This window comes from Burkholderia sp. 572, from assembly GCF_040545135.1.
Taxonomy (GTDB): domain Bacteria; phylum Pseudomonadota; class Gammaproteobacteria; order Burkholderiales; family Burkholderiaceae; genus Burkholderia; species Burkholderia cepacia.
Map to the genome: position 1 here is coordinate 16,098 of NZ_JBEPLH010000028.1, position 24,990 is coordinate 41,087.

Annotated in this window: 22 protein-coding genes and 3 pseudogenes; 12 read left to right on the forward strand and 13 right to left on the reverse strand. The window is 61.5% G+C overall.

What is annotated here, in order from left to right; translation table 11 throughout:
- Positions 1–8: 8 nt before the first annotated feature.
- Positions 9–1,907 (reverse strand): glycoside hydrolase family 28 protein, encoded by a 1,899-nt coding sequence (locus ABIC51_RS35075; RefSeq protein ID WP_334054300.1) that lies wholly within the window; start codon positions 1,905–1,907, stop codon positions 9–11.
- A 521-nt stretch (positions 1,908–2,428) separates the two neighbouring features.
- On the opposite strand from ABIC51_RS35075, the gene ABIC51_RS35080 reads away from it, so the two are divergent.
- The 4 genes from ABIC51_RS35080 (at position 2,429) to ABIC51_RS35095 (ending at position 7,982) form a co-directional block, all read left to right on the forward strand.
- Positions 2,429–3,985, forward strand: a complete 1,557-nt coding sequence (locus tag ABIC51_RS35080) for a methyl-accepting chemotaxis protein (RefSeq protein ID WP_027791954.1) — start codon at positions 2,429–2,431, stop codon at positions 3,983–3,985.
- A gap of 25 nt (positions 3,986–4,010) precedes the next feature.
- Positions 4,011–5,108, forward strand: coding sequence for a lactonase family protein (locus tag ABIC51_RS35085; RefSeq protein WP_027791953.1), 1,098 nt, complete (start codon positions 4,011–4,013; stop codon positions 5,106–5,108).
- Positions 5,109–5,431: 323 nt separating this feature from the next.
- Complete coding sequence (locus ABIC51_RS35090; RefSeq protein WP_354006928.1) at positions 5,432–6,577, forward strand: mandelate racemase/muconate lactonizing enzyme family protein; 1,146 nt, start codon at positions 5,432–5,434, stop codon at positions 6,575–6,577.
- A gap of 118 nt (positions 6,578–6,695) precedes the next feature.
- On the forward strand, positions 6,696–7,982 hold the full coding sequence (locus ABIC51_RS35095) for an MFS transporter (RefSeq protein WP_041489432.1): 1,287 nt from the start codon (positions 6,696–6,698) through the stop codon (positions 7,980–7,982).
- A gap of 143 nt (positions 7,983–8,125) precedes the next feature.
- Here the strand turns inward: ABIC51_RS35095 and ABIC51_RS35100 are convergent, their stop codons facing one another.
- The 4 genes from ABIC51_RS35100 to ABIC51_RS35115 all read right to left on the reverse strand — a co-directional run bounded on the left by ABIC51_RS35100 (position 8,126) and on the right by ABIC51_RS35115 (position 10,246).
- On the reverse strand, positions 8,126–8,833 hold the full coding sequence (locus ABIC51_RS35100) for an SDR family oxidoreductase (RefSeq protein WP_011548564.1): 708 nt from the start codon (positions 8,831–8,833) through the stop codon (positions 8,126–8,128).
- A 24-nt stretch (positions 8,834–8,857) separates the two neighbouring features.
- On the reverse strand, positions 8,858–9,154 hold the full coding sequence (locus tag ABIC51_RS35105) for a YciI family protein (RefSeq protein WP_011548563.1): 297 nt from the start codon (positions 9,152–9,154) through the stop codon (positions 8,858–8,860).
- A 79-nt stretch (positions 9,155–9,233) separates the two neighbouring features.
- Complete coding sequence (locus ABIC51_RS35110; protein WP_354006929.1) at positions 9,234–10,040, reverse strand: SDR family NAD(P)-dependent oxidoreductase; 807 nt, start codon at positions 10,038–10,040, stop codon at positions 9,234–9,236.
- Complete coding sequence (locus ABIC51_RS35115; RefSeq protein WP_124920132.1) at positions 10,037–10,246, reverse strand: hypothetical protein; 210 nt, start codon at positions 10,244–10,246, stop codon at positions 10,037–10,039. The genes ABIC51_RS35110 and ABIC51_RS35115 overlap by 4 nt, the downstream gene beginning before the upstream one ends.
- Positions 10,247–10,378: 132 nt before the next feature.
- Here ABIC51_RS35115 and ABIC51_RS35120 point away from each other — a divergent pair, with 132 nt between their 5' ends.
- Entirely contained in the window at positions 10,379–11,473 is a 1,095-nt protein-coding gene (locus ABIC51_RS35120) for an AraC family transcriptional regulator (protein WP_011548561.1), read from the forward strand.
- A gap of 283 nt (positions 11,474–11,756) precedes the next feature.
- On the opposite strand, the gene ABIC51_RS35125 is transcribed toward ABIC51_RS35120, so the two are convergent.
- From ABIC51_RS35125 to ABIC51_RS35135, 3 genes are all read right to left on the reverse strand, one after another.
- Entirely contained in the window at positions 11,757–12,161 is a 405-nt protein-coding gene (locus ABIC51_RS35125; RefSeq protein WP_011548560.1) for a nuclear transport factor 2 family protein, read from the reverse strand.
- A 33-nt stretch (positions 12,162–12,194) separates the two neighbouring features.
- Positions 12,195–13,160: an alpha/beta hydrolase gene (locus ABIC51_RS35130; protein WP_011548559.1), complete on the reverse strand. Its 966-nt coding sequence runs from the start codon at positions 13,158–13,160 to the stop codon at positions 12,195–12,197.
- Positions 13,161–13,322: 162 nt separating this feature from the next.
- Positions 13,323–14,240, reverse strand: coding sequence for a LysR family transcriptional regulator (locus tag ABIC51_RS35135; RefSeq protein ID WP_011548558.1), 918 nt, complete (start codon positions 14,238–14,240; stop codon positions 13,323–13,325).
- 137 nt (positions 14,241–14,377) lie between these two features.
- On the opposite strand from ABIC51_RS35135, the gene ABIC51_RS35140 reads away from it, so the two are divergent.
- Positions 14,378–15,142 (forward strand): SDR family NAD(P)-dependent oxidoreductase, encoded by a 765-nt coding sequence (locus ABIC51_RS35140; RefSeq protein WP_011548557.1) that lies wholly within the window; start codon positions 14,378–14,380, stop codon positions 15,140–15,142.
- 83 nt (positions 15,143–15,225) lie between these two features.
- Positions 15,226–15,933: a pirin family protein gene (locus ABIC51_RS35145; RefSeq protein ID WP_011548556.1), complete on the forward strand. Its 708-nt coding sequence runs from the start codon at positions 15,226–15,228 to the stop codon at positions 15,931–15,933.
- Between the two features lie 367 nt (positions 15,934–16,300).
- Here ABIC51_RS35145 and ABIC51_RS35150 read toward each other — a convergent pair whose 3' ends face one another.
- Positions 16,301–16,558, reverse strand: coding sequence for a DUF4148 domain-containing protein (locus tag ABIC51_RS35150; protein WP_011548555.1), 258 nt, complete (start codon positions 16,556–16,558; stop codon positions 16,301–16,303).
- A 137-nt stretch (positions 16,559–16,695) separates the two neighbouring features.
- Positions 16,696–17,640 carry a LysR family transcriptional regulator gene (locus tag ABIC51_RS35155; protein WP_011548554.1) on the reverse strand — a complete coding sequence of 315 codons (945 nt, stop codon included), beginning with the start codon at positions 17,638–17,640 and terminating at the stop codon, positions 16,696–16,698.
- A gap of 181 nt (positions 17,641–17,821) precedes the next feature.
- On the opposite strand from ABIC51_RS35155, the gene ABIC51_RS35160 reads away from it, so the two are divergent.
- The 3 genes from ABIC51_RS35160 (at position 17,822) to ABIC51_RS35170 (ending at position 21,688) form a co-directional block, all read left to right on the forward strand.
- A complete protein-coding gene (locus tag ABIC51_RS35160; RefSeq protein WP_011548553.1) occupies positions 17,822–18,745 on the forward strand; it encodes a dihydrodipicolinate synthase family protein in 924 nt (307 codons plus the stop codon).
- Between the two features lie 236 nt (positions 18,746–18,981).
- Positions 18,982–20,424: an MFS transporter gene (locus ABIC51_RS35165; RefSeq protein WP_011548552.1), complete on the forward strand. Its 1,443-nt coding sequence runs from the start codon at positions 18,982–18,984 to the stop codon at positions 20,422–20,424.
- Positions 20,425–20,614: 190 nt separating this feature from the next.
- Positions 20,615–21,688 (forward strand): porin, encoded by a 1,074-nt coding sequence (locus tag ABIC51_RS35170; RefSeq protein WP_011548551.1) that lies wholly within the window; start codon positions 20,615–20,617, stop codon positions 21,686–21,688.
- A 231-nt stretch (positions 21,689–21,919) separates the two neighbouring features.
- On the opposite strand, the gene ABIC51_RS35175 is transcribed toward ABIC51_RS35170, so the two are convergent.
- Both ABIC51_RS35175 and ABIC51_RS35180 read right to left on the reverse strand, forming a co-directional pair.
- Positions 21,920–22,081 (reverse strand): helix-turn-helix domain-containing protein, encoded by a 162-nt coding sequence (locus ABIC51_RS35175; RefSeq protein ID WP_200094992.1) that lies wholly within the window; start codon positions 22,079–22,081, stop codon positions 21,920–21,922.
- Positions 22,078–22,368: pseudogene (locus ABIC51_RS35180) on the reverse strand (integrase core domain-containing protein); the annotation flags it as partial. The gene ABIC51_RS35175 and the pseudogene ABIC51_RS35180, both read right to left, overlap by 4 nt.
- A 45-nt stretch (positions 22,369–22,413) precedes the next feature.
- On the opposite strand from ABIC51_RS35180, the gene ABIC51_RS35185 reads away from it, so the two are divergent.
- Positions 22,414–23,811, forward strand: a complete 1,398-nt coding sequence (locus tag ABIC51_RS35185) for an IS30 family transposase (RefSeq protein WP_354006930.1) — start codon at positions 22,414–22,416, stop codon at positions 23,809–23,811.
- Between the two features lie 7 nt (positions 23,812–23,818).
- Here ABIC51_RS35185 and ABIC51_RS35190 read toward each other — a convergent pair.
- A pseudogene (locus ABIC51_RS35190) lies at positions 23,819–24,701 on the reverse strand (IS3 family transposase); the annotation flags it as partial.
- Positions 24,702–24,766: 65 nt separating this feature from the next.
- Here ABIC51_RS35190 and ABIC51_RS35195 point away from each other — a divergent pair.
- Positions 24,767–24,865 (forward strand): annotated as a pseudogene (locus ABIC51_RS35195) (NnrU family protein); the annotation flags it as partial.
- Between the last annotated feature and the right edge of the window lie 125 nt (positions 24,866–24,990).

Below are 24,990 nucleotides of genomic sequence, written 5' to 3' on the forward strand. Positions count from 1 at the left end.
CGTGGGGATCAGCGAAGGTCGGTGATCGTGGTGTTGTAGAGTTGCCCCGCGATCGACACGTTCTGCAGGCTAATGCCGTTCACGTTCCACGCATAGATCGGCCCCGGCGTGGTGGTGCTGGCCGGCCCCGTTGCGGTGGGCGAGCCGAAGTCGCAGTTCGAGATGGTCACGCCGGTGATGGCGGGAATCGTCGGGGTCGGCGCCGGACCGTTGTAGTCGAACGCCACCGGGCCTTGCGCGACGATCGCCTGGAAACACGAGCCGGTCGCGCTGCCGAGCGTGACGTTGGTGGCCTTCACGTTAGTGATGTTGACGTTCTGCACGAGCGCCGGGCGCGTCCGGATCGCATCGCCGGCGGGTTGGTAGTCGCAATCGAACGTGATCAGGCCGCCCTGCGATGCCGACGGATTGCCCGACGCCAAGGTTGCCACGCCGAGCGGCACGGTGCTGTTGATCGGGCTGCCGGCCAGCATCTTGCTGCCGTAGCCGCCGCCCGTCAGGCTCACGCCGTTCGGCAGTGTCACGCCGTTCACATAGAAGTTGCGCACGAAACCGCCGCGATTCATGTTGGTCTTGATGCGGATAGCAATGTTCAGCGAATTGGTCGCCCAGTGCTGGTTCAGCATCGTCAGGTTGCGCGCGTAAACGTTCTCGATGCCGCCGCCCATCTCGCTGCCGAGTGTGATGCCGCCGTGGCCGCTGTTCATGGTGCAGTTTTGCACCACGTGGTTCCGTGCCGCGCCGTATTGCGTATCGAGATCCTTGCCCGACTTGATCGCGATGCAATCGTCACCTGTGTTGAAGATCATACCGTCGCACAGCACGTTAGTGCAGGCATCGGGATCGAAGCCGTCGTTGTTCGGGCCGATGCTGTCGGCCATCACGCCGCGAATCACCACGTTTGTGCAGTCGGTCGGATGGTGCTGCCAGAACGGCGTGTTCTGGGTGTGATAGTTCTCCATTAGGACGTCGGTGCACCCGATGAATTCCACCATGCAGGGCCGCAGGTAATGGCCCAGCCCGAAGATGCGCTGCGCTACCGGCACACCGGCCTCGGACAGCGCGGGCAGGTAGTTCTGATCCTGCTGCCACGGCGTGGCCGGATTGGTCAGCAGCGAATACAAAGCGTCCGGAATACCGGGCGCGGCCGTTTTCAGGTCAACGTTGTTCGGGTTCGTATAGGCCTGCGACGGCGTGGAGGAGCCAGCGCAACCGTAGACACCCGTGTTGCCTTTGTAGGTCCACCAGCAGGTGGCAGTGTTGCCCGAGCCGGCGAACGGCGTCATCGCCTGCCCGTTTAGGATCGAGGTGGTGCCTTCGCCGGTAAGCGCGATATGGCTGGCGTTGCGTGCGTACACTAGCGCGCCGAAGTTCAGGCAGTCGTTGGCCTGCCAGCGGCTGTAGAACAGCTTGCCGTTGGCGCCGCAGTCGACGGGGCCGTCCTTGGCGTAGTCGGCCGGGTTTTGGCTGAAGAAGATCGTGCAGTTCGCGCTCAGGTGAAAGTTGACGTTGCTCTGCAGCACGATCGGCCCCGCGCAGTACCAAGCGCCGGCCGGCACCACCACGCGTCCGCCGCCCGCTGCCGAGCAGGCTGCGATCGCAGCCAGGAAGGCTGGACGCGAATCCACCGCTCCAGCACCTGGGGTGGCGCCGGCGCCGGGGCTGAGCGGCGATTTGGCGGCGTCTGTATACGGGCTGGTTTGCGCAACGACCGAACACGGCTGGGCGCCGTAGGCCTCAACCTGGAAATCTAGGGCAGGGAACGACGACTGCGCGATGCCATTCAGCGAGGCGATGATGTTGGTCGCCAGGCCACTCGGCCCCCAGATCGGATCCGCCGCAGGCACGCTGGCGGGGGGCGGAGTGTTGTCGGTACCACCGCAAGCGCCGAGCAGGGCGCTGCCCATCAGGGCACCGCCGTAGCCGAGGAAATGGCGTCGAGTGATCCCGGGTATGGAGGGATGCCGAACGGTGCCGCCGGGTTGTGTATCGAAGTCGTTGTCGGTCACTGCTGTCTCCGTCCTTTTCTTGTGATCTTGTCGATGAGGTGATACCGTCGCCAGGGCCGTTGTCATACGATGACACGATGATATTATCGCTGAATGCACCAACGCTCCCGTCCGTGTCTACCCTAAGAACAAGCCGTCAGATTGCGCGTTATTATTGCCTTCCATGCGGCATATGAGGTTCACCGGGGTTTAGGCGGATTTCGGTCAACCTCAAAAGGGGGAGAGGTTTCCTGTGGCACAGCTCGAAAATCGTGTATAAGAAGTACGATGTCACATATCAAATTTCGCGACCCATACGCGGGTCACCACGTAACGCACCCCGCAATCCACCCAACAATGCCAGAACGTGCGTGGCTGATGCCCGGGACGGCCCACGTGCCGTCACCGCGGCTGATGACCAAGCAGAGACAGGAACCAAGATGCGCAACATGACGGTGCGAGCCAGCCTGCTCGCGGCACTGACGATGTTTGGGGTGGTGATCGTGATTGGCGGCATCGCCGGCATCGTGTCGCTGCAAATGGCCGATGCGAACGCGCAGCGCCTGCATGAGATTTCGCGCCAAACCATCCTCGTCAACGACGCATACAAGGACAGCACCCGCACGCGTTCGGCGCTGGTGCGCGCCTATAGCGCGCTGAAAGAGCGCAACGACACGGCGGCGCGCGATTCGGCCTTGCAGAGCGCGAATCGCACCTTCGAACGCTCCGCGAGCGAAACCAGCGCATATCGCGACGCAAGTGCGTTCGACGGCATGGATTCGGAGCTCAAACGACAGCTCGTGGCGTCGTCGGACCGGCTTGCGGCCCTTATCGCGCGCGCGGCCGACGCGCTGCGCAATAACGACACTGCCGGCTACGTGACCATCAACGACCGCGATGTCACCCGCGCGGGCATGGTGTACTCGGAAAACGTCGAGAAGCTGCAGACACTCGCGAACACCCTGACCGAACAGGCGCTCAACGACGGCAACGCGCGCTACCGGTGGATCCTGGGCTTCGTGGTGGTGGGCGTCGGGCTGGCGCTTGCGCTGATGGTCGTCACGCACGTCGCGCTCACGCGCATCGTGACGCGCCCGCTCGGCGAAGCGGTGGCGGTGCTCGACCGCATCGCGTCGAACGATCTGACTGTGCGCGTGCCCGAGGCGGGCCGCAACGAAATCGGCCTGCTTTTTGCGGCCATGCGGCGGATGCGCGACGGACTCTCGCGCACCGTGAGCGGCGTGCGAGACAGCTGCGACGCGATCCACACGGCTGCACGCGAGATCGCCGCCGGCAATCTCGACCTGTCGAGCCGCACGGAGCAGCAGTCGGCGTCGCTCGAGGAAACCGCCGCGAGCATGGAGGAACTGACCTCGACGGTCAGGCAGAACGCGGCGAACGCCACCGAGGCGAGCACGCTCGCGAGCGGCACGGCGGACCTCGCGCGCCGGGGCGGTGACGTGGTCGGCCGCGTGGTCCGGACAATGCAGGATATCAGTGCAAGCGCGCTCAAGATCGCCGAGATAACGAACATGATCGACAGCATTGCGTTCCAGACCAACATTCTCGCGCTGAATGCGGCCGTCGAATCGGCGCGCGCGGGCGAACAGGGGCGTGGCTTCGCGGTCGTCGCGGGCGAGGTGCGAACGCTCGCGCAGCGCAGCGCCAGCGCGGCGCGCGAGATCAAGGAACTGATCGGCGCCTCGATGAACGAGGTGCGAAACGGCAACGCGCTCGCGGCCGAAGCGGGCGCGGCGATGGAGGAGATCGTGGGCGCCGTGCGCAACGTGGCGACCATCTTGGTGGAAATGTCGTCGGCGACGAGCGAGCAGAGCGCCGGCATACAGCAGGTGGGCGTCGCCGTGAGCCAGATGGATCAAGTCACGCAGCAGAATGCGGCGCTCGTCGAGCAGGCCGCCGCCGCCGCGGATGCGCTGGAGCATCAGGCGCAATCGATGAAGGACGCCGTGGCGGTATTCCGTCTCGGCGAAGCTTGACGGCTTTCACCAACAAAAGGACGAAATGAAAACGACGATGAAGTTGCGCCGCGTGGCGCTGGCGCTCTCGGGCCTGGCCGCATCTTTCGCCGTGCACGCGGCGACGTACGCCTACGTTTCGAACGCCGACAGCCAGGACATCTCGGTGTTCCGCCTCGACGCACGGGCCGGCACGCTCGCCGCGGTCGAAACCGTGCCCGTGAACGGTACCGTTATGCCGATGGCGCTCTCGCCCGACCATCGTCGTCTGTATGCGGGGCTGCGCTCCAAGCCCTACAGCGTCGTGAGTTTCGCCATCAATCCGCTCGACGGCGACCTCGTCGAACTGGGCCGTGCGCCACTCGCCGAAAGCATGGCATACCTGTCGACCGACATGACCGGCCGCTACCTGATTTCGGCGTCGTACGGCGGCAATCTGCTGGCGGTGAACCGCATCGGCGCGAACGGGGTGGCGGCCAATGTGCAGCAGACCGTCAAGACCGGGCCGATGGCGCATGCCATCCGCGTGTCGGCGGACAACCGCTATGCGTTCGCATCGGTGCTGGGCGCCGACGCGTGGTTGCGTCTCAAGTTCGACGCCAGCACCGGCACGCTCACCGAGGACGCGCAGCCCGCGTATTCCCTGCCGAAGGATTCGGGGCCGCGCCATTTCGTGTTTTCCGCTGATCATCGCTTCGTCTACCTGATCGACGAGCTCGACGGCAAGCTGCACGTGCTTGCCTTCAATCGGGCCAACGACACCATCAGGCCGGTCCAGACGATTTCGATCTTGCCGCCCGACTTCAAGGGTGACAAGCCGTGGGGAGCCGATCTGCATCTCACACCGGACAGCCGCTTCCTGTTCATCTCCGAACGAACCTCGAGCACGCTGGGCGCCTATCGCGTGAATACGGCCACGGGCAAGCTGGTGCGGATCGGCACGTACGCGACCGAAAAGCAGCCTCGCGGCTTCAACATCGATCCGTCGGGACGGTATCTGCTCGCGGTGGGGCAGCTGTCGCCGACGTTGAGCCTCTATCGCATCGACGCGAAAACGGGCGGGCTTGCCACGCTCGGCCAATATCCGGTCGGCAAGGGCGCGAACTGGGTCGAACTGGTGAACTTCGACGGATCGAATCGCTGACCGATCCAGGCTGGCTTGGCCATCGACGCAGGCGATGCCGACCCGGGTCCCGTTCACCATCGGCCCGGCGCCCGCGGTTCCATTTTTCCGCCTGTAATAGTCATAAGATGTCGTATGATGTACCTATGTATAAATCATCCCGTCTTTGAGGGGAAGAGGTCAGGATATATAGGTTGCCGCCGGATAGTGCCAGTTGTACGATGACAGACTATTGTGGGAGCCGACGTGACGCAATCGAACGACCTCGCAAAGCTGCCATTGCATCGCACTTTCTGCCGTCGGCCGCTTCCATGCCACCGACCCGCCGCACCGGGAATCTGTTCGTGAAAATCGTCACCATCGAAGTCATTCGCATCTCGCTCGCATTCGATGCGGGCCGCCGTCCCGTCGCCGCTGTTGAACCGACCGTCGCCGACACGTATAACGCCGCAGACCGCTCGCTGCGTCGCATGGAGTCGCTGCTGGTCAGGCTCACCGATGACGCAGGGCGCGTTGGCTGGGGCGAAGCATTCGGTCATCTGATCAATCCCGTCACGTTCGCCGCGCTCGAAGGCCCGGTTGGCCGTTGGTTCAAGGGCGCCGAATTCGAGCCGACGCGGCACGGGATCGCCGCATTGCGTGACGCGGCCGATCGCGCGCTGCATGCGTTCGGCCGCACCGGACCGGTGCTGTACGCATTGTCCGCGATCGACACGGCGCTGCACGACCTCGCCGCGCAGGCGGCCGGTGTGCCGCTATATCGTTGGCTCGGCGGCCATCGCGGGGAGATCGACGTGTATGCGAGCCTGGTCAACTACGACAACGACCCCGATGAAGTCGCGCGCCACGTGCGGCGGGCGTCGGACGAAGGGTTTCGGCGCATCAAGCTGCACGAGACGCAACGTGCGGCCATCGCGGCCGCGCGTGCGGCACTGGCGGCCGGCAGCGAACTGATGGTCGACGTGAACTGCCCGTGGACGGCGAGCGACGCGCTGCGGCATGTGAGCGAGCTGGCCGACCTGCGGCTCGGCTGGATCGAGGAACCGGTGTGGCCTTGCGACGACGCGGACGGCATCGCGCGTGTGCGCGGCGCCGGCGTGCCGATCGCGGCGGGCGAGAACGCGTCGGGCGTCGCGGGCTTTCGCGACCTGTTTGAACGCGGCGCGCTCGACGTCGCGCAGCCAAGCATCGCGAAGATCGGTGGACCGACCGGCATCGCGGAAGTGATCGCGCTTGCGGCGGAGCACGGCGTGCGGGTTGTGCCGCACTGTTTCTATTACGGAGCGGGGCTGCTGGCGACCGCGCACGTGGTCGCGACGCTACCGGACGATGTAGCGCTCGAAATTCCCTATCTCGACTGGCCCGAGCGGCTGCATGACGGGCAGCGGCCCGGGGCGCGGCTGCGCTTGCCCGATGTGCCCGGGCTTGGCTTCTTGCCGGACGAAGCAGTGCTGGCACGCAACACGATCGCGCACGCGACGATCGGTTGAACGCAGGAACGGTGCGCTCGGCGCACGCACGCGAAGCCGTTGCCGGTGTGGCGGCGCAATCGGAAATCAGGAAGCCGGGCGGATGCGCAGGCACGTGCCCGGCTCGACAGGAGACAACATGAAAACGCGTTACCGCTGGTGGATCGGCGCGCTGCTGTTCGGCGCCGGCATGCTGAACTATCTCGATCGCGCGGCGCTGTCCGTCGTCGCGCCGATCATCAAGCGCGAACTCGGCATCGACGACGCGCAGATGGGTATCCTGTTCAGCAGCTTCTTCATCGGCTACTGCGTGTTTTGCTTCGTCGGCGGCTGGGCCGCGGACCGGTTCGGGCCGCGTCGCGTGTTCGCGTGCGCGGCGGGCGTGTGGTCTCTGTTCTGCGGCGCGACCGCGCTCGCCGGGTCGTTCGCGCACCTACTGATCGTGCGCGTCGCGTTCGGGATCGGCGAAGGGCCGATGGGGACGACCACCAACAAGGCGATCTCGAACTGGTTCCCGCGCCGCGAAGCGGGGCGCGCGGTCGGCTGGACCAACGCCGGGCAGCCGCTCGGTGCGGCGATCGCGGCGCCGATCGTCGGCCTGGTTGCGCTGCAGTTTGGCTGGCGCGTTTCGTTCGTCGTGATCGCCACGCTCGGCTTCGTGTGGCTGGCCGCGTGGTGGGCGTTGTTCCGCGACGATCCGGCGAGCCACCCGCGCGTGTCGCCGGAAGAGGTGCGCGAGATCGCATCCGACCGGACGGTCGGCGTCTCACTGGATGCGCATGCGGACGAGCGCGCCGCGCGTCCGCTGCTGCGCGATCTGCTGTCGCGGCCGGTGCTCGGCGTCGCGCTCGCGTTCTTCAGCTTCAACTACGTGCTCTATTTCTTCCTGTCATGGTTGCCCAGCTATCTCACCGACTACCAGCATCTAAACATCAAGCAGATGAGCGTCGTCGGGATTCTGCCCTGGCTCGGCGCGACCGTCGGTTTCGTGGCCGGCGGCACCGTGTCGGACCGCATCTACCGGCGCACCGGCGACGTGCTGTTCGCGCGCAAGATCGTGATCGTCGTCGGGCTGGCGGTGGCGGCGGCGTGCGTGCTGCTGGCGTCACGGGTGAGTTCGCTCGGCGCGGCCGTCACGTTGATCGCGATCGCAAGCCTTTTCGCGTTCATGGCACCGCAGGCTTGCTGGTCGTTGCTGCAGGAAATCGTGCCTCGCGAACGCGTCGGCTCGGCCGGCGGGTTCGTTCATCTGCTCGCGAATCTCGCAGGCATCCTGTCGCCAAGCTTGACCGGCTGGCTCGTCCAGTATGGTGGTGGGTATGCAAGTGCGTTCGTGCTTGCGGGCGCGTCGGCGCTCGCCGGTGCGGTTATCCTGACGTTCGCGGTGCGCGCGCGGGCCGTTTCGCAGATGCGCCGGGCCGCCTGATGAAGTAATCCGTTGAATTGGCTACGCTGGAGTAAGTGTGACCGTACTTGCCTCCTCCACCGGACACAACGAACATCGTCCCAAGAGAGAGGATAGCCGGTGCAGCTCATTCCCGTGGCTCGGGGCGCGCCTCGGACCGGGCGTCATCCAAGCATTCCTAGATACATCGGTGGCACTGCCGTCAGGCCAGCATGTACGCTGCGGGTAACCTCATCCGCCAAGAGTTCTGAGTGACCGGCCTCTAATGCGGCGAGAGCCATACGCGCAACCTCGTCTGGGGAAGCCTTGGGGCCGGGTACGCCCCGCGCCATGTCGGTATCCATGAAGGCGACATGCAGCGAAAGAACTTCTGTGCCTTGGGCACTTAATTCCTGCCGCATCGCGTTACTCAAGGCCCAAGCGGCGGCCTTCGATGCGCTGTAACTGCCGGTAATGCCTGGCAGAGTCGCCCAACTGAGCGCGGAAATGACATTGATCATGGCACTACTGCCAGACGCCGCCAGGATCGGCGCGAACGCTTGCGCCATCCGTAACGGCCCCACGGCATTTGTCTCGAACTGCTGTCGCAGCATATCGATCGATGATGGTGCAAGCACTGCGCCGGAGCCTCCGATGCCGGCGTTGTTCACCAGCAAGCTGACGTCGCCCAATTCGCGGGCGAGCGCTTCGACCTGATCGGCGCGAGTCACGTCGAGCCGTACGGGCACCACGCCAGATGCGGTGACGGTGGACGCTTCGCGCGCTGCTGCATAGACCTTGGCCGCGCCAGCGGTAAGCAAGGCGCGGGTGAAGGCTGCACCCAGTCCGCGATTGGCACCCGTAACGAGCGCGACAGAACCTTGGATTTTCATGAAGACTTCCTTACAGAGAGTGGGTCAGTTGTGCGATGTCAAACGCAGCATGACGTAGTGCTCGTAGTGACCGACGCCGTTTTGCACGATGGGATCTTGTGAGGTGAAAGCGGCAATGTCATCCTCGTCCGGAATTTGGTAGAGGGAGACACCATAGCCACCAGTGTCATCAATCACAGGACCGTGTGCCACGATCACGCCTTGCGCGAACAACTCATCGAGAAAGGCGCCATGTCGCTTCATCAACTTCAACTCGTCGTCCGACATTGTCGCGAGAAAGTCGGGTCGCGGAGGAATGAACTTGCACAGGTAATATTTCATCAATACTCCTTATTGAATATTCTGAACCATAACCGTTCTAGCTTGACGGTTCGGTTCGTTCTACTCGCCTCCGGCGTGCTTATCCGGCGGTCCTGACGCTCTTGAGAATCGAGCTTTCGAACATCTTGGGCGCATAGCTATGCAGGAAAAGAATCATCCCCGTCATCTTGCCAACCGGATTGCTGAACTTCGGTTCTTTCGTGCCGATCATTTTCGTGATGGTGTGCACAACCGCATCAGGCGCCTCGGCCTCATCGATACCTTTTTGCGTGGCGGCACGAACCTGTTTGCGGTAAGCGTCGTAGTCGGGGATATTGCCACCTGTAGACGAAACCGAATTTTGTCCAAGGTTGGTTTTGAACCACACCGGCTCGACCACGCTGACTTTGATGTTGAACTGGTTCAGCTCGAAACGCAGGGCTTTGAAATAACCTTCGACCGCATGCTTCGAAGCCGAGTAATAGGACAGATTCGGCGGGCCGATCAAGCCAACGATGGAACTGACGGTGATGATCTGCCCGCTCTTTTGCTTGCGAAAGAAGGGGAGCAAGGCGTTCGTGACCTTGACCGTTCCCCAGAAGTTCGTTTCGAACTGCTGCCGCCCGACTTCAAGCGGTGTCTCTTCAGCGATACCCGTCACCATGTAGCCCGCATTGTTGACGAGAACGTCAAGTTGCTTCGTATAGGTGAAAAGCTCATGCGTGAACGACTCGATAGAAGTGTCGTCGTCGATATCAAGGCGCAGCAACTTGAAGGGCACGTTCCGCGCGTATTTTTCCGGCTGACGACTGGTGCCGATCACGTTGAAGCCGTCCTTGTGGAGTTTGTTCGCCAGCATCAAACCAAAGCCCGACGATGCCCCAGTAATCAAAATTGTCTTCTTCATCTCTCCAGCTCCCGGTATTCGAAATGGCCTATGAAGGCTTGCGAAAAATTGTTGATGTAGATGGATCCGAGTTCGTCATTGCCGGCCTCCTTCAAGAACGACTCGGCGAGGCTGGCTAGAGTGGATGGCCATGCTGGCTCGGCAACGGCATGACGCGCGATTCGAGGTGCAAACCAATTCTGACGATCCTCGACGGTTGCTGCCATTCTGCCTGCCGATCGCGCCATGGACACTAGCCGATCACGCCAACAGACTCGCCGAACACGCCAATATTTACGCGGTCCCAAGTGGCGGGTTTTGCTATTGTGATGGCGCGATCTGCGGGATAGACTCATGCGATGAATACGAAAAGTAACTATCCCCCGAGCGGTCGGCATGGCCATCCGACGGACTATGCCATTTGGCCCGGATGGCGCTTGTTGATGCAGGATGCAGGCATTGCAGCTTCGCCGGTTTTGCGCCGTGCGCAGCTACCGGGGGATCTGTTTTCGCGTCAGAACGTTCGCCTCGATCCGACCAGTTTCTTCATGTTGTGGAAGGCCATTGAGGCCGAGGCAGCGACAATCAACGCGGACGTACCGGCAGCGCTGCAAATCGCAAAGGTGATGTCGTCGGACTGGTTCGATCCCGAGCTTTTCGCCGCGCTATGTAGTTCAAATATGGGCGGAGCACTCGACCGAATCGCGAAGTACGTCAGACTGATAGCGCCCATGATCATTCGGATCGATCGAGCGATCGAGCACACCACAGTTTCCATCGACTTCTTGGATCACACCCTGCCGCCACCCGATGTATTTCTCACTTTCAAGCTGGTCTTTTTCGTGCAACTAGCACGCTTGGCGACACGAAGTCCGGTACGCCCATTACGAGTGAGTTGGCCGTTGGCGACGGGCGAATCGAATGACAGCGTGGCCGCCTACCAAGCATATTTCGGCGTGCCAGTGACAGATGCGCCCTTAGCCACCGTTGTATTCGCTGCTGAGGATATCGAGCGGCCATTCCTGACCGAAAACCACAAAATGTGGCAGTTCTTCGAGCCATCGCTACGTCAGAGACTAGCGGATTTGGATAGGACGGCCAGTATGGCGGAAAGAGTGCGCAGTACCCTGCTGGAGACGCTCCCGGCAGGAGAGGTGTCCATGCAAGTGATCAGTCGAAAACTTGCGGTCAGCGTCCGCACGTTGCAGCGCAGGCTTCAAGATGAGGGAACCTCGTTCCAGCAAACGCTGGACACTTTGCGTGAATCGTTGGCCTATCACTATCTTGGCAACACTACGATGTCTAGCGCCGAGATCTCCTTTCTACTGGGATTCGACGATTCCAATTCCTTTGCTCGCGCGTTCCACTCATGGACTGGCAAAACGCCGCACAAGGTACGAACGGAGATTGGTGTTAGCAATAGCGAGTCGAATGCGGATACAGCCGGGGTGTAGTAGCTAAGCGCCAACTGACTCATCGGGATTTCGATCTCGGGCGAAATTTGTGCGCGCGACGATGCGCCGGGATACATCGGCTTGCCTCGCCGAAGAAGGCGTTCGAAGCATCCGCCCGTTCATCGATGCGCACGTTGAATGACCGCTCTCTGGACCGGCGACTGTCGCTTCAGGGTCGGCTACAGCCGACCGTGTTGGGCGGAAACCGGCCAGAAGCGACCAGTCGGGATGAAACAGCGGCAGGCCGCTTCGATTGATCAAGCGGCCTTTCATCGTCATCTCTTCAAATGGCCTGCGCCGTCGAGAATGCGCGTGCCGCAGCCATTGTATCCAGTGCTTCGCGCAAGAGCAGGATTTTGCCGTTGTTCGCCACCAGCCGCCCTGCGTACATCTGTCGATAGATTTTCCCCGTCGATGGCACGAGCGCTTCGACTTCATATTCGGCGAATACCTGCTCAGGCGTTTCGATCAGCAGCCGCACATTTCTGAACGAAAAATCCGGTACTTTCGCGAGCAGCGAGGCGATGAAGCCTTCGATCGCTTTTGGCCCCTGTGCTCGCCCGTCAATGCCAAGCGACTTCAGATAAGGGAGCTCCAGCACGCCATCGTCGGCAAACAGTGCAGCGGCCGCACGTGGGTCACGAATCGATTCGAGATAAGCGGAAAGCAGTTGTTTAGCGTCGTTCATGATCGGCTCGATAAAGGCGTTAAAGGATGCGATTCATTGCAGATGCGTCTTCAACGCAGTCGCCATCTGCTGCATCGCTGCGCGCGTCGGTGCGTCCGCAGCAAGCACGTTGAGTAGGCCGAAGTCGTGGATCGTGCCTTTGTACTGGATCGTCGTCACGTCGTTGCCCGCCTGGTCGAGCCGATATCCATATGCTTCGCCTTCGTCGCGCAGCACGTCGAACTGCGCCGTCTGGATGAGCGCGGGCGGCAAGCCCTTCAATTCGTCGAGTGACGCGCGCAGCGGCGACGCGTAGCGTTCGTTGCGCTCACCTTCGTCGATCGTGTAGGCATTCCAGAACCACTTCATCATGTCGCGGCTCAGGAAGTAGCCATTTGCAAAGGCGTCGTACGAGGCATTGTCGAACGCGTGGTCGGCCACCGGCCACATGAGGCCCTGGAAGCGGATTGCCGGGCCTTGACGGTCCTTCGCCATCTGGCTGACGACCGCGGCCATGTTGCCGCCCACGCTGTTGCCCACGACGGCCAGCCGCGCACCATCGACGCCGATCTCCGCGCCATGTGCGGCAACCCACTTCGTCGCGGCGTAGGCTTCGTTGATCGCGACCGGATAGCGCGCTTCGGGCGAAGGCGTGTATTCGACGAACACCGCCGCCGAGCCCGACTGGACAACAAGATCCCGCACGAGACGCTCATGCGTCGGGTAGTCGCCGAGAATCCAGCCACCGCCGTGGAAGAACATGAACACGGGCAGCACACCGCGCGAATCCTGCGGCTTGACGACGACAAGCGACACGACCAGGCCGTCCTGCTCGACCGTGCGGCGCGTGACGTCAATGCCCGAGACGTCGACCGGCACGCTGCGCTGGGCGCCTGCCAAGACTTCGCGCGCTTCGGCGGGCGTGAGCGTCTCGATTGCTGGGCCGGTGGCACTGTTCAGCGCATCGAGGAAGGTAACCGTCGCGGTATCGGGCGTGTTCGGTGTGGCTTGCGTATTCATCGTGATTCTCCTTTTGCTTGGTCCAGTGGCTTGCGACGTGATGTCGTGCAGCCGGTGGAAAGGAGAATACGGATCGGACAATATTTGCGAAATAGAATCGTTTGAAATCCATCATTGCATGAATGCAACGATGGACGCCGGCTGATCAACTGCGCCGATGGATCATTTCGGCCACCGCCATGTTGGCTCGGAAAGGTGCTCGGCAAAGTAATCCGACAGCGCCGCGACTTTCGCGGGCCGCGCGCGCGCCGACGGCGTAACGAAGTAAAGACCACCCTTCGTCAGCGACCAGTCGGTGAGGATCGCTTCAAGACGGCCATCGGCCAAATACTCGCCCGCGATGAATTCAGGCAGCTCGGCGATTGCAAGGCCATCGAGCAGCGTGGGCAACAGCGCATCGGAGTTCGTCACGCGCAGCGGGCCCGTCGGCATCACCGGCTCCTCCTCGCCTGCGTCGTTCGTGAAGCGCCATACAGCGCTACGCGCACGGTACGCATATGAGAGACAGGGGCGATCCACCAGCTCGCGCGGATGCGTGGGTCGTCCTTCACGTCTCAGATATTCTGGCGACGCCACCACGAATTGCGTCACCGCGCACAGCCGCCGCGCGACCAGGGATGAATCCGGAAGCGCGGCGATACGCAGGGCGGCGTCGAACCCATCGGCGACCAGATCGACCGACGCATCCGATAGATGCAGGTCGATTGACACCTCCGGATACGCGCGAAAGAAGCCGGGTAGCAGCGGCGCAACCCAACGCAGCCCATATGACATCGGCACGGCCAGCCGCACCAGCCCGCGTGGCTGCACCGACATTTCGCGCGCCGAGCTTTCCGCTTCCTCGGCCTGGTGATAGATCTCGCCGGCTTTCTCGCTGATCGTCCGGCCGAACTCGGTGAGCGAGAGCTGGCGCGACGTGCGATTGAAAAGCCGCGCACCCAGCCGGTCCTCCAGGCGGGCCACGCCGCGCGAGACCGTGGCGACCGACACGCCGGTCGCGCGCGCTGCGGCTGCAAATGATCCGTGCTCGGCCACCTTCGCGAACATCGCGAGCCCCTCGAAATCGGGTAGTTGAGCCATGTCCTTATCTTTTCATTTATGCAACGTTAAATTGCGATCAATTCTATTTCGAAAAGATAAGGCCGTCGATATTCTCCTCACATCGCAGCAAGCCGCTGCGACGCAAACATCCACCGACCATCGAAAGGAGCAATACCATGGCACGCAAACTCGACAACAAGATCGCACTCGTCACCGGCGCAACCAGCGGCATCGGTCTCGCCACCGCGCAACGTTTCGCGGCGGAAGGCGCGCACGTCTATCTCACGGGCCGCCGACAGGTAGAACTCGATGCCGCCGTGAAAGGCATTCGCGAAGCCGGCGGCAACGCGACCGGCGTCCGTTCGGATTCCACCCAGCTCGATGAACTCGACGCGCTGTATGCGCAAATCAAGGAAGAACAGGGGCGCCTCGACGTCCTGTTCGTGAACGCCGGCGGCGGCTCGATGCTGCCGCTTGGCAACATCACCGAAGCGCACTACGACGACACCTTCGACCGCAACGTGAAGGGCGTGCTGTTCACGGTGCAAAAAGCGCTGCCGCTGCTTGCCGAGGGCGCATCGGTGATTCTCACCGGCTCGACGGCAGGTAGCGCAGGCACCGCGGCGTTCAGCGTGTATTCGGCTTCGAAAGCGGCGGTGCGTGCCTTTGCACGCAGCTGGATTCTCGACCTCAAGGAGCGCCGCGTCCGCGTGAACACGATCAGCCCGGGCGCGACTCGCACGCCGGGCCTGCTCGACCTCGCCGGTGACGACGCCACGCAACGGCAAGGGCTTGCCGATTACCTGGCTTCCCTGATTCCGATGGGGCGCCTCGGTGAACCGGAAGAGATCGCCGGCGCGGCGCTGTTCCTGGCCTCGGACGACGCGAGCTTCGTGAACGGTATCGAATTGTTCGTCGACGGCGGCCAGCAACAGATCTGAGCCAGGTTGAGCACGCGGGGTGTGGTGGACGCGGTCTTCGACGATCGCGATCCACGCCCGGCGCACTCGAATCGAGCATCGTCATGATTGAACATCGGCCTTTTCCTTCGCTTGACGCAATCCGGCGCGACGGCGTTGATGTCCGCCAACATTTCCGCGCGGGCGACGTCGGGCACGCCGACCATGCGCCGCTCGGTCCGCTCCATATGTGGAACGACATCGAATTCGCGCAGCACGCGGGCCTCGGGCTTCGTGTTCACCGCGACGTCGAGATCGTCACGTGGGTACGTTCGGGGGCCATCACCCACGAAGACGATGCGGGCAATCGCGCGCGCCTGGTTGCCAACTGCGTCCACGTGATGAGTGCCGGCACGGCGATCCATCATGCCGAGCGCAACGAGGAAAACATACCCGCGCGGCAGTTTCAGATCTGGCTCCGTCCGCGCACACCGGCCGGTACGCCGCGCTGCTCGACGCGGGTCTGTTCGCCAGGATGTCGAGAGGGCCGATTCGTCACACTGGCGAGCGGCGATCCGGAGGATGTCCGCACGGGTGCTTTGCCCCTCCATGCCGACGCGCGGGTGCGTATCGCGACGCTGCGCGAAGGCGCGGCAATGCAGCACGTTTTGCCGATGCCCGGTTCGGCTTATTTGGTTGCGGATCATGGGCGACTGGACATAGGGCCGATCAGGCTGACGCGACGCGATGGCATTGCCGTTCGAGATGAAGCGCGGCTCGTATTGAGGGCGCGAGACGACACTGATGTCGTGATTGTTGAGCTCTTGCGCTAGGACAAGGGCTCCATTAGGGCGTGCCGCAGCCCCATTCATTGCTGTTTCCGACTTCGAGAAAACGCGTCCGTGAGAGTTGGGTGGCTGTTTGGGGAGCGAACTGCAGACTGTGATACTGACGCTGCCTATGGCGGAGATGGGTCGATCTGCGCCGGTCGCGCGTTGTAGGGCGGTGGCCGGCCGCGTTCGGCCAGGAAGGGACGCTCGCGGCCGCCGGCATCGTGACGTTCGAACGACGGTTCGTCTCCGGGAAGCGTCGCTGCATCTGTGGCCGACACCCCGTGCGAGAGATCATGATTCTGCCCCTGGCCGAATTCGGCCAGCCGAAACGAGGCGTGCCGGCTCTTCGTCCAAAGAACGGCAAAAATCAGTGCTGCTGTGCGCCGGATTGAATCGCGGCCTGACGCTGCGATGACGTTTGCTCAGCCTGCAATCGCGCTTCAGCCTTTTGGAGCCCCGCCGGGTAGTCCACATCAACGGAAAGCGGGTTGTAGCCGGCTTGTTCGAGGTTCGCAAGTTCGGCGCGTACTTGTGCGCGCGAGAGCGGCATGTCGCTCTGGGCGAACGACGTAAGGGGAGCCGAGGCGAGCAGGGCGAGGCCAGCCGTCACGATAATCTGTTTCATCACATACGTAATTTTGGGCGTCGGTTCAACTGAAGTACTGCTAGAAGTCTCGAAGTATATGCGCCTAAAGCTAGGTATTTACCCTTATTCTGACAATACTACATTGCGAAAAGCACACTGTTGCGCGCGTACAGCTTTCAGATGGACCGCAGAAAGGCAGCGGACACGCCCAGTCGCAGGTCCGAGGAGAGGGCGCGCGACCGCGCGATCTCCTTGGTGAGCTGCTTCACCGTGCGGCACGCCAGCGTCAGTTCGCCGTGGGGCGACATGGCCAGCGCAATGAAGCGCGGCACGGACGGCTCAACCACCATTGACGCCTGCAACCGGCATTCTTTTTCAAGAGTGGCAATCGCGTAAGGTCCGAGCAACCCATAGATGCCGCCATCGGCCACGATGTGGCCCTGCAGACTCAACGAGTCGGCTTCTGCCGCAAAATTCAGGGAGACCTGATGTTCACCGGCAATTTGTTCGAGCCGGTCGCGCCAGCTATTGGGGCGGCAGAAAAAGACCAGCGGAATCCCGTCGAGCTTTGAAAAAGCAATAGTAGGGTGCTTGGTCAAAGGGTCGCCTTCCGCGCCGACCAGGTAAGTCGCCGCCTCAACCAAATACTCGTCACCGTCTTTCGGCGTCGGGCTATTTCGAAAGAGGATGGCGAGGTCAACACTGCCGTTTTCCAACCACGTATCCAACAAAGCCCCCTGACCCTCGCGCACCTGTAACTGCACTAGGGGATAACGTTCTCGAAGGCGATGGTAGAGCGTGCTGACCAGCGGATGAGCGGTGGAGGGCAAGATTCCGAGTCGGACCACGCCGATCGGCTCTCCGGCCGAACTGCGAATGTCGTTGGATAACTGTTCCGTGCTGGCCAGCCATGTCCTGACGCGCGGGGCAATCCGCGCCCCCAAATCGGTCAATACCACGCCGCGCCCCGTCCGTTGGAACAGGCGGCCGCCGCAGTATTGCTCCAGTTCAACGATCTGGCGGCTGATATGTGGCTGGCTGGTTCCGTAGGCAACGGCCGCCTTGCTCAAGCTCCCGAGTTCCGCCGCGTCGATGAAAAGCTTCCAAGCCGCGTAGTCCACTTTCCGGCCTCCAATCAGATATGTCAAATCAGTATATCTGAAATGTGCTGCTAGGCAGTTCTCGCATGAGGCGTCCATCCCTACACTGCAACGCATGCACCGTTGTTCCAGCTTGAAGCGAAACGAGCAGCGGGCTCTCCTCTACGAAAGAGGAGCGGAAAAGCTCACATTTGGAGACGTCATGAAAGCAATCGATCTGCGCGGTCTGGTCCCGGCACCCGTTACCCCTTTCACCCGCGACGGCGCGGTGGACCATGCAGCAATTCAACGTCTGGGCTCCTGGCTCGGCAGCATTGAAGGCGTGAAAGGTCTGACGGTGCTCGGCCACGCTGGCGAAGGCACGTTCATGACGCAGAAAGAACAGGCTCAGGTCATCGAAAGCTTCGTTAAGTCCGTCGACGGCAAGATTCCGGTCATCGCCGGTATCACGCTCGAAGGTACGCAAGTCGCCGTCGACGAAGCGAAGCGCGCGGTCGAGGCCGGCGCGTCGGCTGGTCTGGTGTATCCGTCGCACGGCTGGTTGCGCTTCGGCTACCAGAAGGGTGCGCCGCAGGACCGCTACCGCGCCATCTACGAAGGCAGCGGCCTGCCGCTGATCCTGTTCCAGTACCCGGATGCCACCAAGGCGACGTACAACCTCGAAACGCAACTCGAAATCGCCGCACAGCCGGGCGTGTTCGCGATGAAAAACGGCGTGCGCAACATGCGTCGCTGGGATGTTGAAATCCCCATCATCCGTCGCGAGCGTCCGGAACTGCAAATCCTGACCTGCCACGACGAGTATCTGCTGCACACGATGTTCGACGTTGACGGTGCACTGGTCGGCTACGGCGGCCTGGCCCCCGAGCCGCTCATCGAGCTGATCAAGGCCGGTAAGGCGAAAGACTACGCGGCCGCACGCGCGATCCACGATCGTCTGCTGCCCGTCACGCGCAATGTGTACCACCGTGGCTCGCACATGGAAGGCACCGTGGCACTCAAGCACGGCCTCGTGGCTCGCGGGATTCTCGAGCACGCGACGGTGCGCTCGCCGCTGCTGCCGCTCGCGGAAGGCGCGGACGTTGAAATCGCCGACGCACTGCGTTCGGCAGGCCTCGTCGACTGACGCGGAAGCGGCGCATTCATAGCCGTTATGACGATAGCGAAGCGCTGCCCCCGCTTCGCTATCCGCGTTAAGCCGTCACGGCGACGCACGAACGCTCGTTTCGCACGTCGCCCATAACAGGATCGGGAAACGACCAAACAAGCTCCAACATCGCGACACTACAAGACAGAAGCGCGACGGTGCTTAAAAAAGACGAAGTCCGAGGGCCCATAAAATGCAGCTTTTCAGGAGACAGCATGAACACCCCTTTGACCGCCTACAGCGTCGGTGTTGGTCAATCCGAGAGCGCAACGCGCACCACGAGCGAGCAGTTGCGTGCGGCGAACCTGCTGTTCCGAATCGAGAACGTACCGTTCTGCCGGTGGCACACCAAGGCCCGTATCATCATGGGCAGCGCGACCCTCTTTGACGCATTCGACGCCCTATCGCTTGCCTTCGTACTGCCCGTATTGATTGGCCTCTGGCATCTCTCGGCCGGCCAGATCGGCGTGCTGATCGCCGCCGGCTATCTCGGCCAGGTCGTAGGCGCGTTGGTGTTCGGCTGGCTCGCTGAGCGCATCGGTCGCGTACCGAGTGCGACGGTGACTGTGGGCGTGATGTCGGCCATGAGCATCGTCTGCGCATTCACCGGCAGCTTCCATATGCTGTTCCTAATGCGCTTTCTGCAAGGCATCGGCGTGGGAGGAGAAGTGCCCGTCGCGGCCACGTACATCAACGAGCTGTCGCAAGCGCACGGCCGGGGACGTTTCTTTATTTTGTACGAACTCATTTTCCCGCTGGGTTTGCTCGCAGCCGCGCAACTGGGGGCGTTCATCGTCCCCCGCTTCGGTTGGGAGTACATGTTCCTCGTGGGGGGCATCCCGGGCATAATTGTCGCCTTCCTGATCGCACGACTCCCGGAATCGCCGCGCTGGCTCATTTCAAAGGGGCGCTTCGATAAGGCGGAAGGAATCATCGAGCGACTGGAGGCCAGCACGCCCAAGCGAAACCTTGATACGAAAACGCAGAAGGCCGAAGTTGATGAGCGCGTGGTCGGCCTGCTGAACGGCCTGCAGTCGAAGCAGACGGGATCGTGGAAGGAACTTTTTTCGCCGTTCTACCGCGGGCGCACCATCGTAGTGTGGTTACTTTGGGCGACCTCATATTTTGTCGCGAACGGCATCAACAACTGGCTGCCCAGCCTCTACAAGACGGTCTACCATCTGCCGCTGCAAGAGTCGCTTCACATGGCGTCCATCTCGAACGTCCTGAGTACGTGCGGGGTGCTTGCCTGCGCGTTGCTGATCGATCGTGTCGGGCGCCGCCGCTGGGCAATGGCCTGCTTCATCATCAGCGGGATCCTGCTCGCCGCTCTGGGTATTCATGGAGCAGGTAGTGCCTGGTCAGTGATGTTCTTGGGATCTTCCGCATACGCAGTGATGGCAACCACAACCGTACTGCTGTACCTGTACACACCTGAAATCTATCCGACCCGGATGCGCGCGATTGGTACTGGCCTCGCGACGTCCTGGCTGCGGGCCGCTTCTGCTGCCGCGCCTGCGATCGTGGGCGTCGTATTGACAGGGAAGGGCATCGCGGCGGTATTCATCCTTTTTGCGGTGGTCAGCGCTGTGGGTTTCTTTGTAGCTTCGCGAATGGTGGAGACCACCAATCGCGCTCTCGAAGAGATCTCCCCGTAACCGCTCGCATCCCTTGCCGCTCCTTCTCCTGATGTGAGTCAAGGGGAAGGAGCGTCCTGGTTCGAAACACCGATAATTTCAGCGCGACAGGTTCACAGATAGCGACAACGTTCCACGACTCTGTTTGTAGTCCTTATCGGATGTCGTGCGGCAAAGATCGCATATAACAAAACGAATGGAGACAACGGAAATGAAAAAGGCACAACGGGTCATGGCCCGCGCTTCGATGCGGAAAGTCGCTGGCACACTTGGCGTAGCAGCGATGCTCAGCGCCGGCCTCGCATTGACCTCTGTCGGCGCCCGCGCAGATAGTGGTTCGCAAGTCCAGCTGTATGGGATCGTCGGCACCTATGTCGGCAGTGTCAAACGTAGCGATACGCCTCAATCCACGGTACTCATAGGCAGCGGCGGATTGACCACATCATTCTGGGGAATCCGCGGCAAGGAAGATCTGGGCGGCGGTGTCAGCGCCATCTTCGCTCTGGAGAGCTTCTTCCAGCCTCAAAACGGCGCGCAGGGCCGCAATGCCACAGACCCGTTCTTTTCACGCAATGCGTACGTGGGCTTTCAAGGCGACTTCGGTCAGTTGACCTTCGGGCGCCAAAGAAATCCGACCTATACGGCCGAATCCCTCATCAACCCGTTCAGTTCGTCGACTGTCTTTTCGCCTCTCGTCCTCCAGACGTTCGTGACCAACTATGGTGGCACGATCATTGGCGATACGGTGTGGAACAACACCGCCAAGTACACAACACCGGACTTCAAAGGTTTCGGCGCAACCGTGATCTATGGCCTGGGTGGCGTTGCGGGGTCGCCCGGCGTCGGCAATCTCGGCGCGCATTTGAATTATCAAGGTCACGGTCTCACGGCAGTGGTGTCCGGCCAGCGCGTACGCTACACCGCAGCGGGGCCAGTGGGCGCACAATACGCCTACCTCGCGGGCGCGGCCTATGACTTCAAGCTCGTGACACTTTATGGCGCGTGGGCGATGACAAGTGACGTGAGTACGCCGACAGGCAGCCACACGTACGAGGCGGGTTTTTCGATCCCGTTCACACCGGCCGATTTCCTGCTTGCTGAGTGGGCGCGTACGCAACGGTCCGGTCCTACGCATACGACCAACAGCCTTCGCAATACTGCCGCACTCGGTTACGACCATCTGCTGTCCAAGCGGACGGACATTTACGCAATTTACTCTATCGACAAGCTGAGCGATCATCCCATCGGCAACACCTTTGCCGTCGGCATTCGGCACACGTTCTAGAAAGCGTTCACCCTTTTGTCGTCACTTCCTGTCTCTGAAAAGCTCGGCGGCGAGGTCGGTTACGGGCCGGTCATATACGAGGGGCGTTCGGGATTCGCAAATTCCGCCGAGTCTGGTGCTAAGCTGCTGATTCGAGAGGGGAAACGCTGACATCCGCTCGGTAGTCCGTGACAGCGACGTGGACGCCAGCAGCGACAAGTGCCAGAACCCAGGCACCTCATGCGAAGGGATTCAGGGGCCGTCTTGCCTGAGCGCCGAGCGCACCGCTTGCGGGGTTTTTCCGGTCCATGCCTGAAATGCCCGCGCGAAGGAGTTGGGATCTTCGAAACCCAGCAGGAAGGAAATTTCTGCGCCGGACATTGATGAATTGACGAGGTAGTGTGTAGTGGTCAACTAATCCCGGACACTGCGTTAAGTTTTTCTTCCGCAACCGCCGGCGCCAGTCCGTCATTGAACTGATGCGGCCGTATCCAGTTGTACCGGTGCATCAGGTAGTGGCTGATGTCCCGGTGTGCCTCCTGCGCCGACATGTAGCCCACTGACGGTAGCCATTCGGTCTTGAAGCTGCGGAACAGCCTCTCCATCGGGGAGTTATCCCAACAATTTCCTCGACGGCTCATGCTCTGCTGTATCCGATAGCGCCAGAGGCGCTGACGGAATTTCCGGCTTGCATATTGGGCGCATTCAACCGGTCGTCGCAACACCTTTGATCGAGGAGGTGTTGCATGAGACGCAGTGCGAAGCAGGTGTATCGGTTGACTGGGCGTGAGGCGATGTACTCTCCGGGCGCGCCATCACTTGGACATGAGATCGAGCGTCGGTTTTGGCAACAGATCGCGACTGGCATTACAAGTGAGAAAGCAGCGGAGGCGGTCAGCGTGTCTCAAGCGGTAGGTTCGCGCTGGTTCCGCTATCGTGGCGGCATGCCACTATTCATGTCGAAACCTATTGCGGGTCGATACTTGTCGTTCGCTGAACGAGAAGAGATAGCATTGCTTTCTGTCCAAGGCCTCGGAGTGCGCGAAATTGCCCGCCGTATCGGACGCAGTCCATCAACCGTTTCGCGAGAACTCACGCGCAATGCTGCGACACGTGGCGGGTACCTCGAGTATCGTGCTTCGGTCGCGCAGTGGAAGGCGGAACGATTCGCCAAACGACCAAAGCCATCGAAGCTGGCGACTAATGCACGGCTGCGTCAATATGTACAGGAACGCTTGGAGGGTAAAGTATATGGCGCTGATGGACGTGAAATTTCCGGGCCGAGGCAGGCACCGTTCAAGGGACGAAATAAACCGCATCGCGGTGACCGAATGTGGGTCAACGGCTGGTCACCCGAGCAAATTGCCAATCGATTGCAGGTAGATTTCCCGGACGATGAATCTATGCGCATCTCTCACGAAGCGATTTACCAAGCGCTCTATATTCAAGGGCGCGGTGCACTCAAGCGTGAGTTGGTGGGCTGCCTGCGCACCGGGCGCGCGTTGCGCGTTCCTCGAGCGAGAGCGCGTGCGAAGGCTTGGGCGCATGTCAGCGAGGATGTGATGATTTCCAGCCGGCCTGCAGAGGCGGAGGATCGTGCGGTGCCGGGCCATTGGGAAGGCGACCTGCTCATTGGCCTGAACCGATCAGCCATTGGGACGCTGGTGGAAAGATCAAGCCGTTTCACGATGCTCGTGCACCTGCCTCGGGAAAAAGGCTATGGGCAGATTCCGCGCACGAAAAATGGGCCTCCGCTGGCCGGCTACGGAGCTGTCACGATGGCCAACGCGCTCAAGAAGACCGTGGCGGACCTGCCTGCCCAGCTGTGGCGATCATTGACCTGGGATCGCGGTAAGGAGTTGTCCGATCACGCCCGCTTCACGATTGAGTCCGGCGTGAAAGTCTTCTTCGCCGACCCGCATAGTCCATGGCAGCGTGGCACGAACGAAAACACGAATGGCCTTCTACGACAATACTTCCCGAAGGGCACTGACCTATCCCGATGGAGTGCTCAAGAGATCCACGCAGTTGCCAATACACTGAACACCAGGCCCCGGAAAACTCTCGGCTGGAAGACGCCTGCGGAAGCACTGGACGAGTACCTAAAATCTGTTCAAAAATGCAGTGTTGCGACGACCGGTTGAATGCGCCTTGGCCGCCTTGATCCGAGTGAAACAGCAAGCCTTGCGGTCGACCACGTTGCTCATAGGCCATCTCCAACGCCTGCACGACCAGATCGGCATCAGGGCGTGTCGAGAACGCCCAGCCAACAACCCGACGCGTGAACAGGTCGAGTACTACGGCCAGATAATGCCAACGTCCCTGCGCCCAGACATACGTGATGTCACCACACCACACCACACCTGATTCGGCGTACCAACCTCGAATTCGCGATTGAGATGGTTCGGGATATCGATCCGCTCGACCGTGGCCTGCTTGTAGGCATGGCGACCCGGCTGCTTGCAGATCAACCCGAGTTCTTCCATCAAGCGGCTGACCTTGAAGCGTCCAATCGCCGTACCTTCCTCGCGCATCATGCCCATGATGCTGCGACTGCCAGCAGAGCTTCGACTCTCGATGAACAGCTCGTGTACCCGGCTACGCAGTACCATGCGCTCGGTATCAACGCGTCGGGCTCGCCCTCGGTGTGCATACAGGCAGGACCGCGACACGTCGAATACCGCGCAGATCAGCTCGACCGATTCGCTTGCGCCAATCTGATCAATTACTTCGTACGTTCGATGCCTTCCGACATCAAGAGCGCGGTAGCCTTTTTTAAAATGGCCTTCTCACGCTCGAGGCGTTCGATACGCGCCTCGAGTTCCTGAATACGCTGTTGATCCGGCGTGATTGCCTTGCCCTGCGGCGTGACGCCCTGGCGTTCCATCTGAAGTTGCTGCACCCAGCGGCGCAGCACCGTCTCGCCGACGCCGACCGAGCGGCTTGCTTCCATATGGCTATAACCCTGGTCGAGCACCAGACAGGCGGCTTGCTGTTTGAACTCCGGGGAAAACGTACGTCGTTGCTTGCTCATCAGACACCTCTTCATGGCGACCATTCTCGCCTAAATCAGTGTCCGGATTCATTAGACCACTACAGTCGGGCGATGTGTCGGCGATCGCGGCCGGCGTCGTCGGGTGGGCGGTGTTTGCGCTGTTCCTGCACGACCCGTTGATCGGCGTGCGGCCGTTCGGTTGAACGTTCCGCGTACGCAGGCTCGGCGACCGCGTCACGCTGATCGGCCGCGGCCCGGCGCGCGAGCGGCAGGCATCGCCCGGCCTACCGGCCGACGCATTGCAGATCGGCGGCAGCATTGACCGACG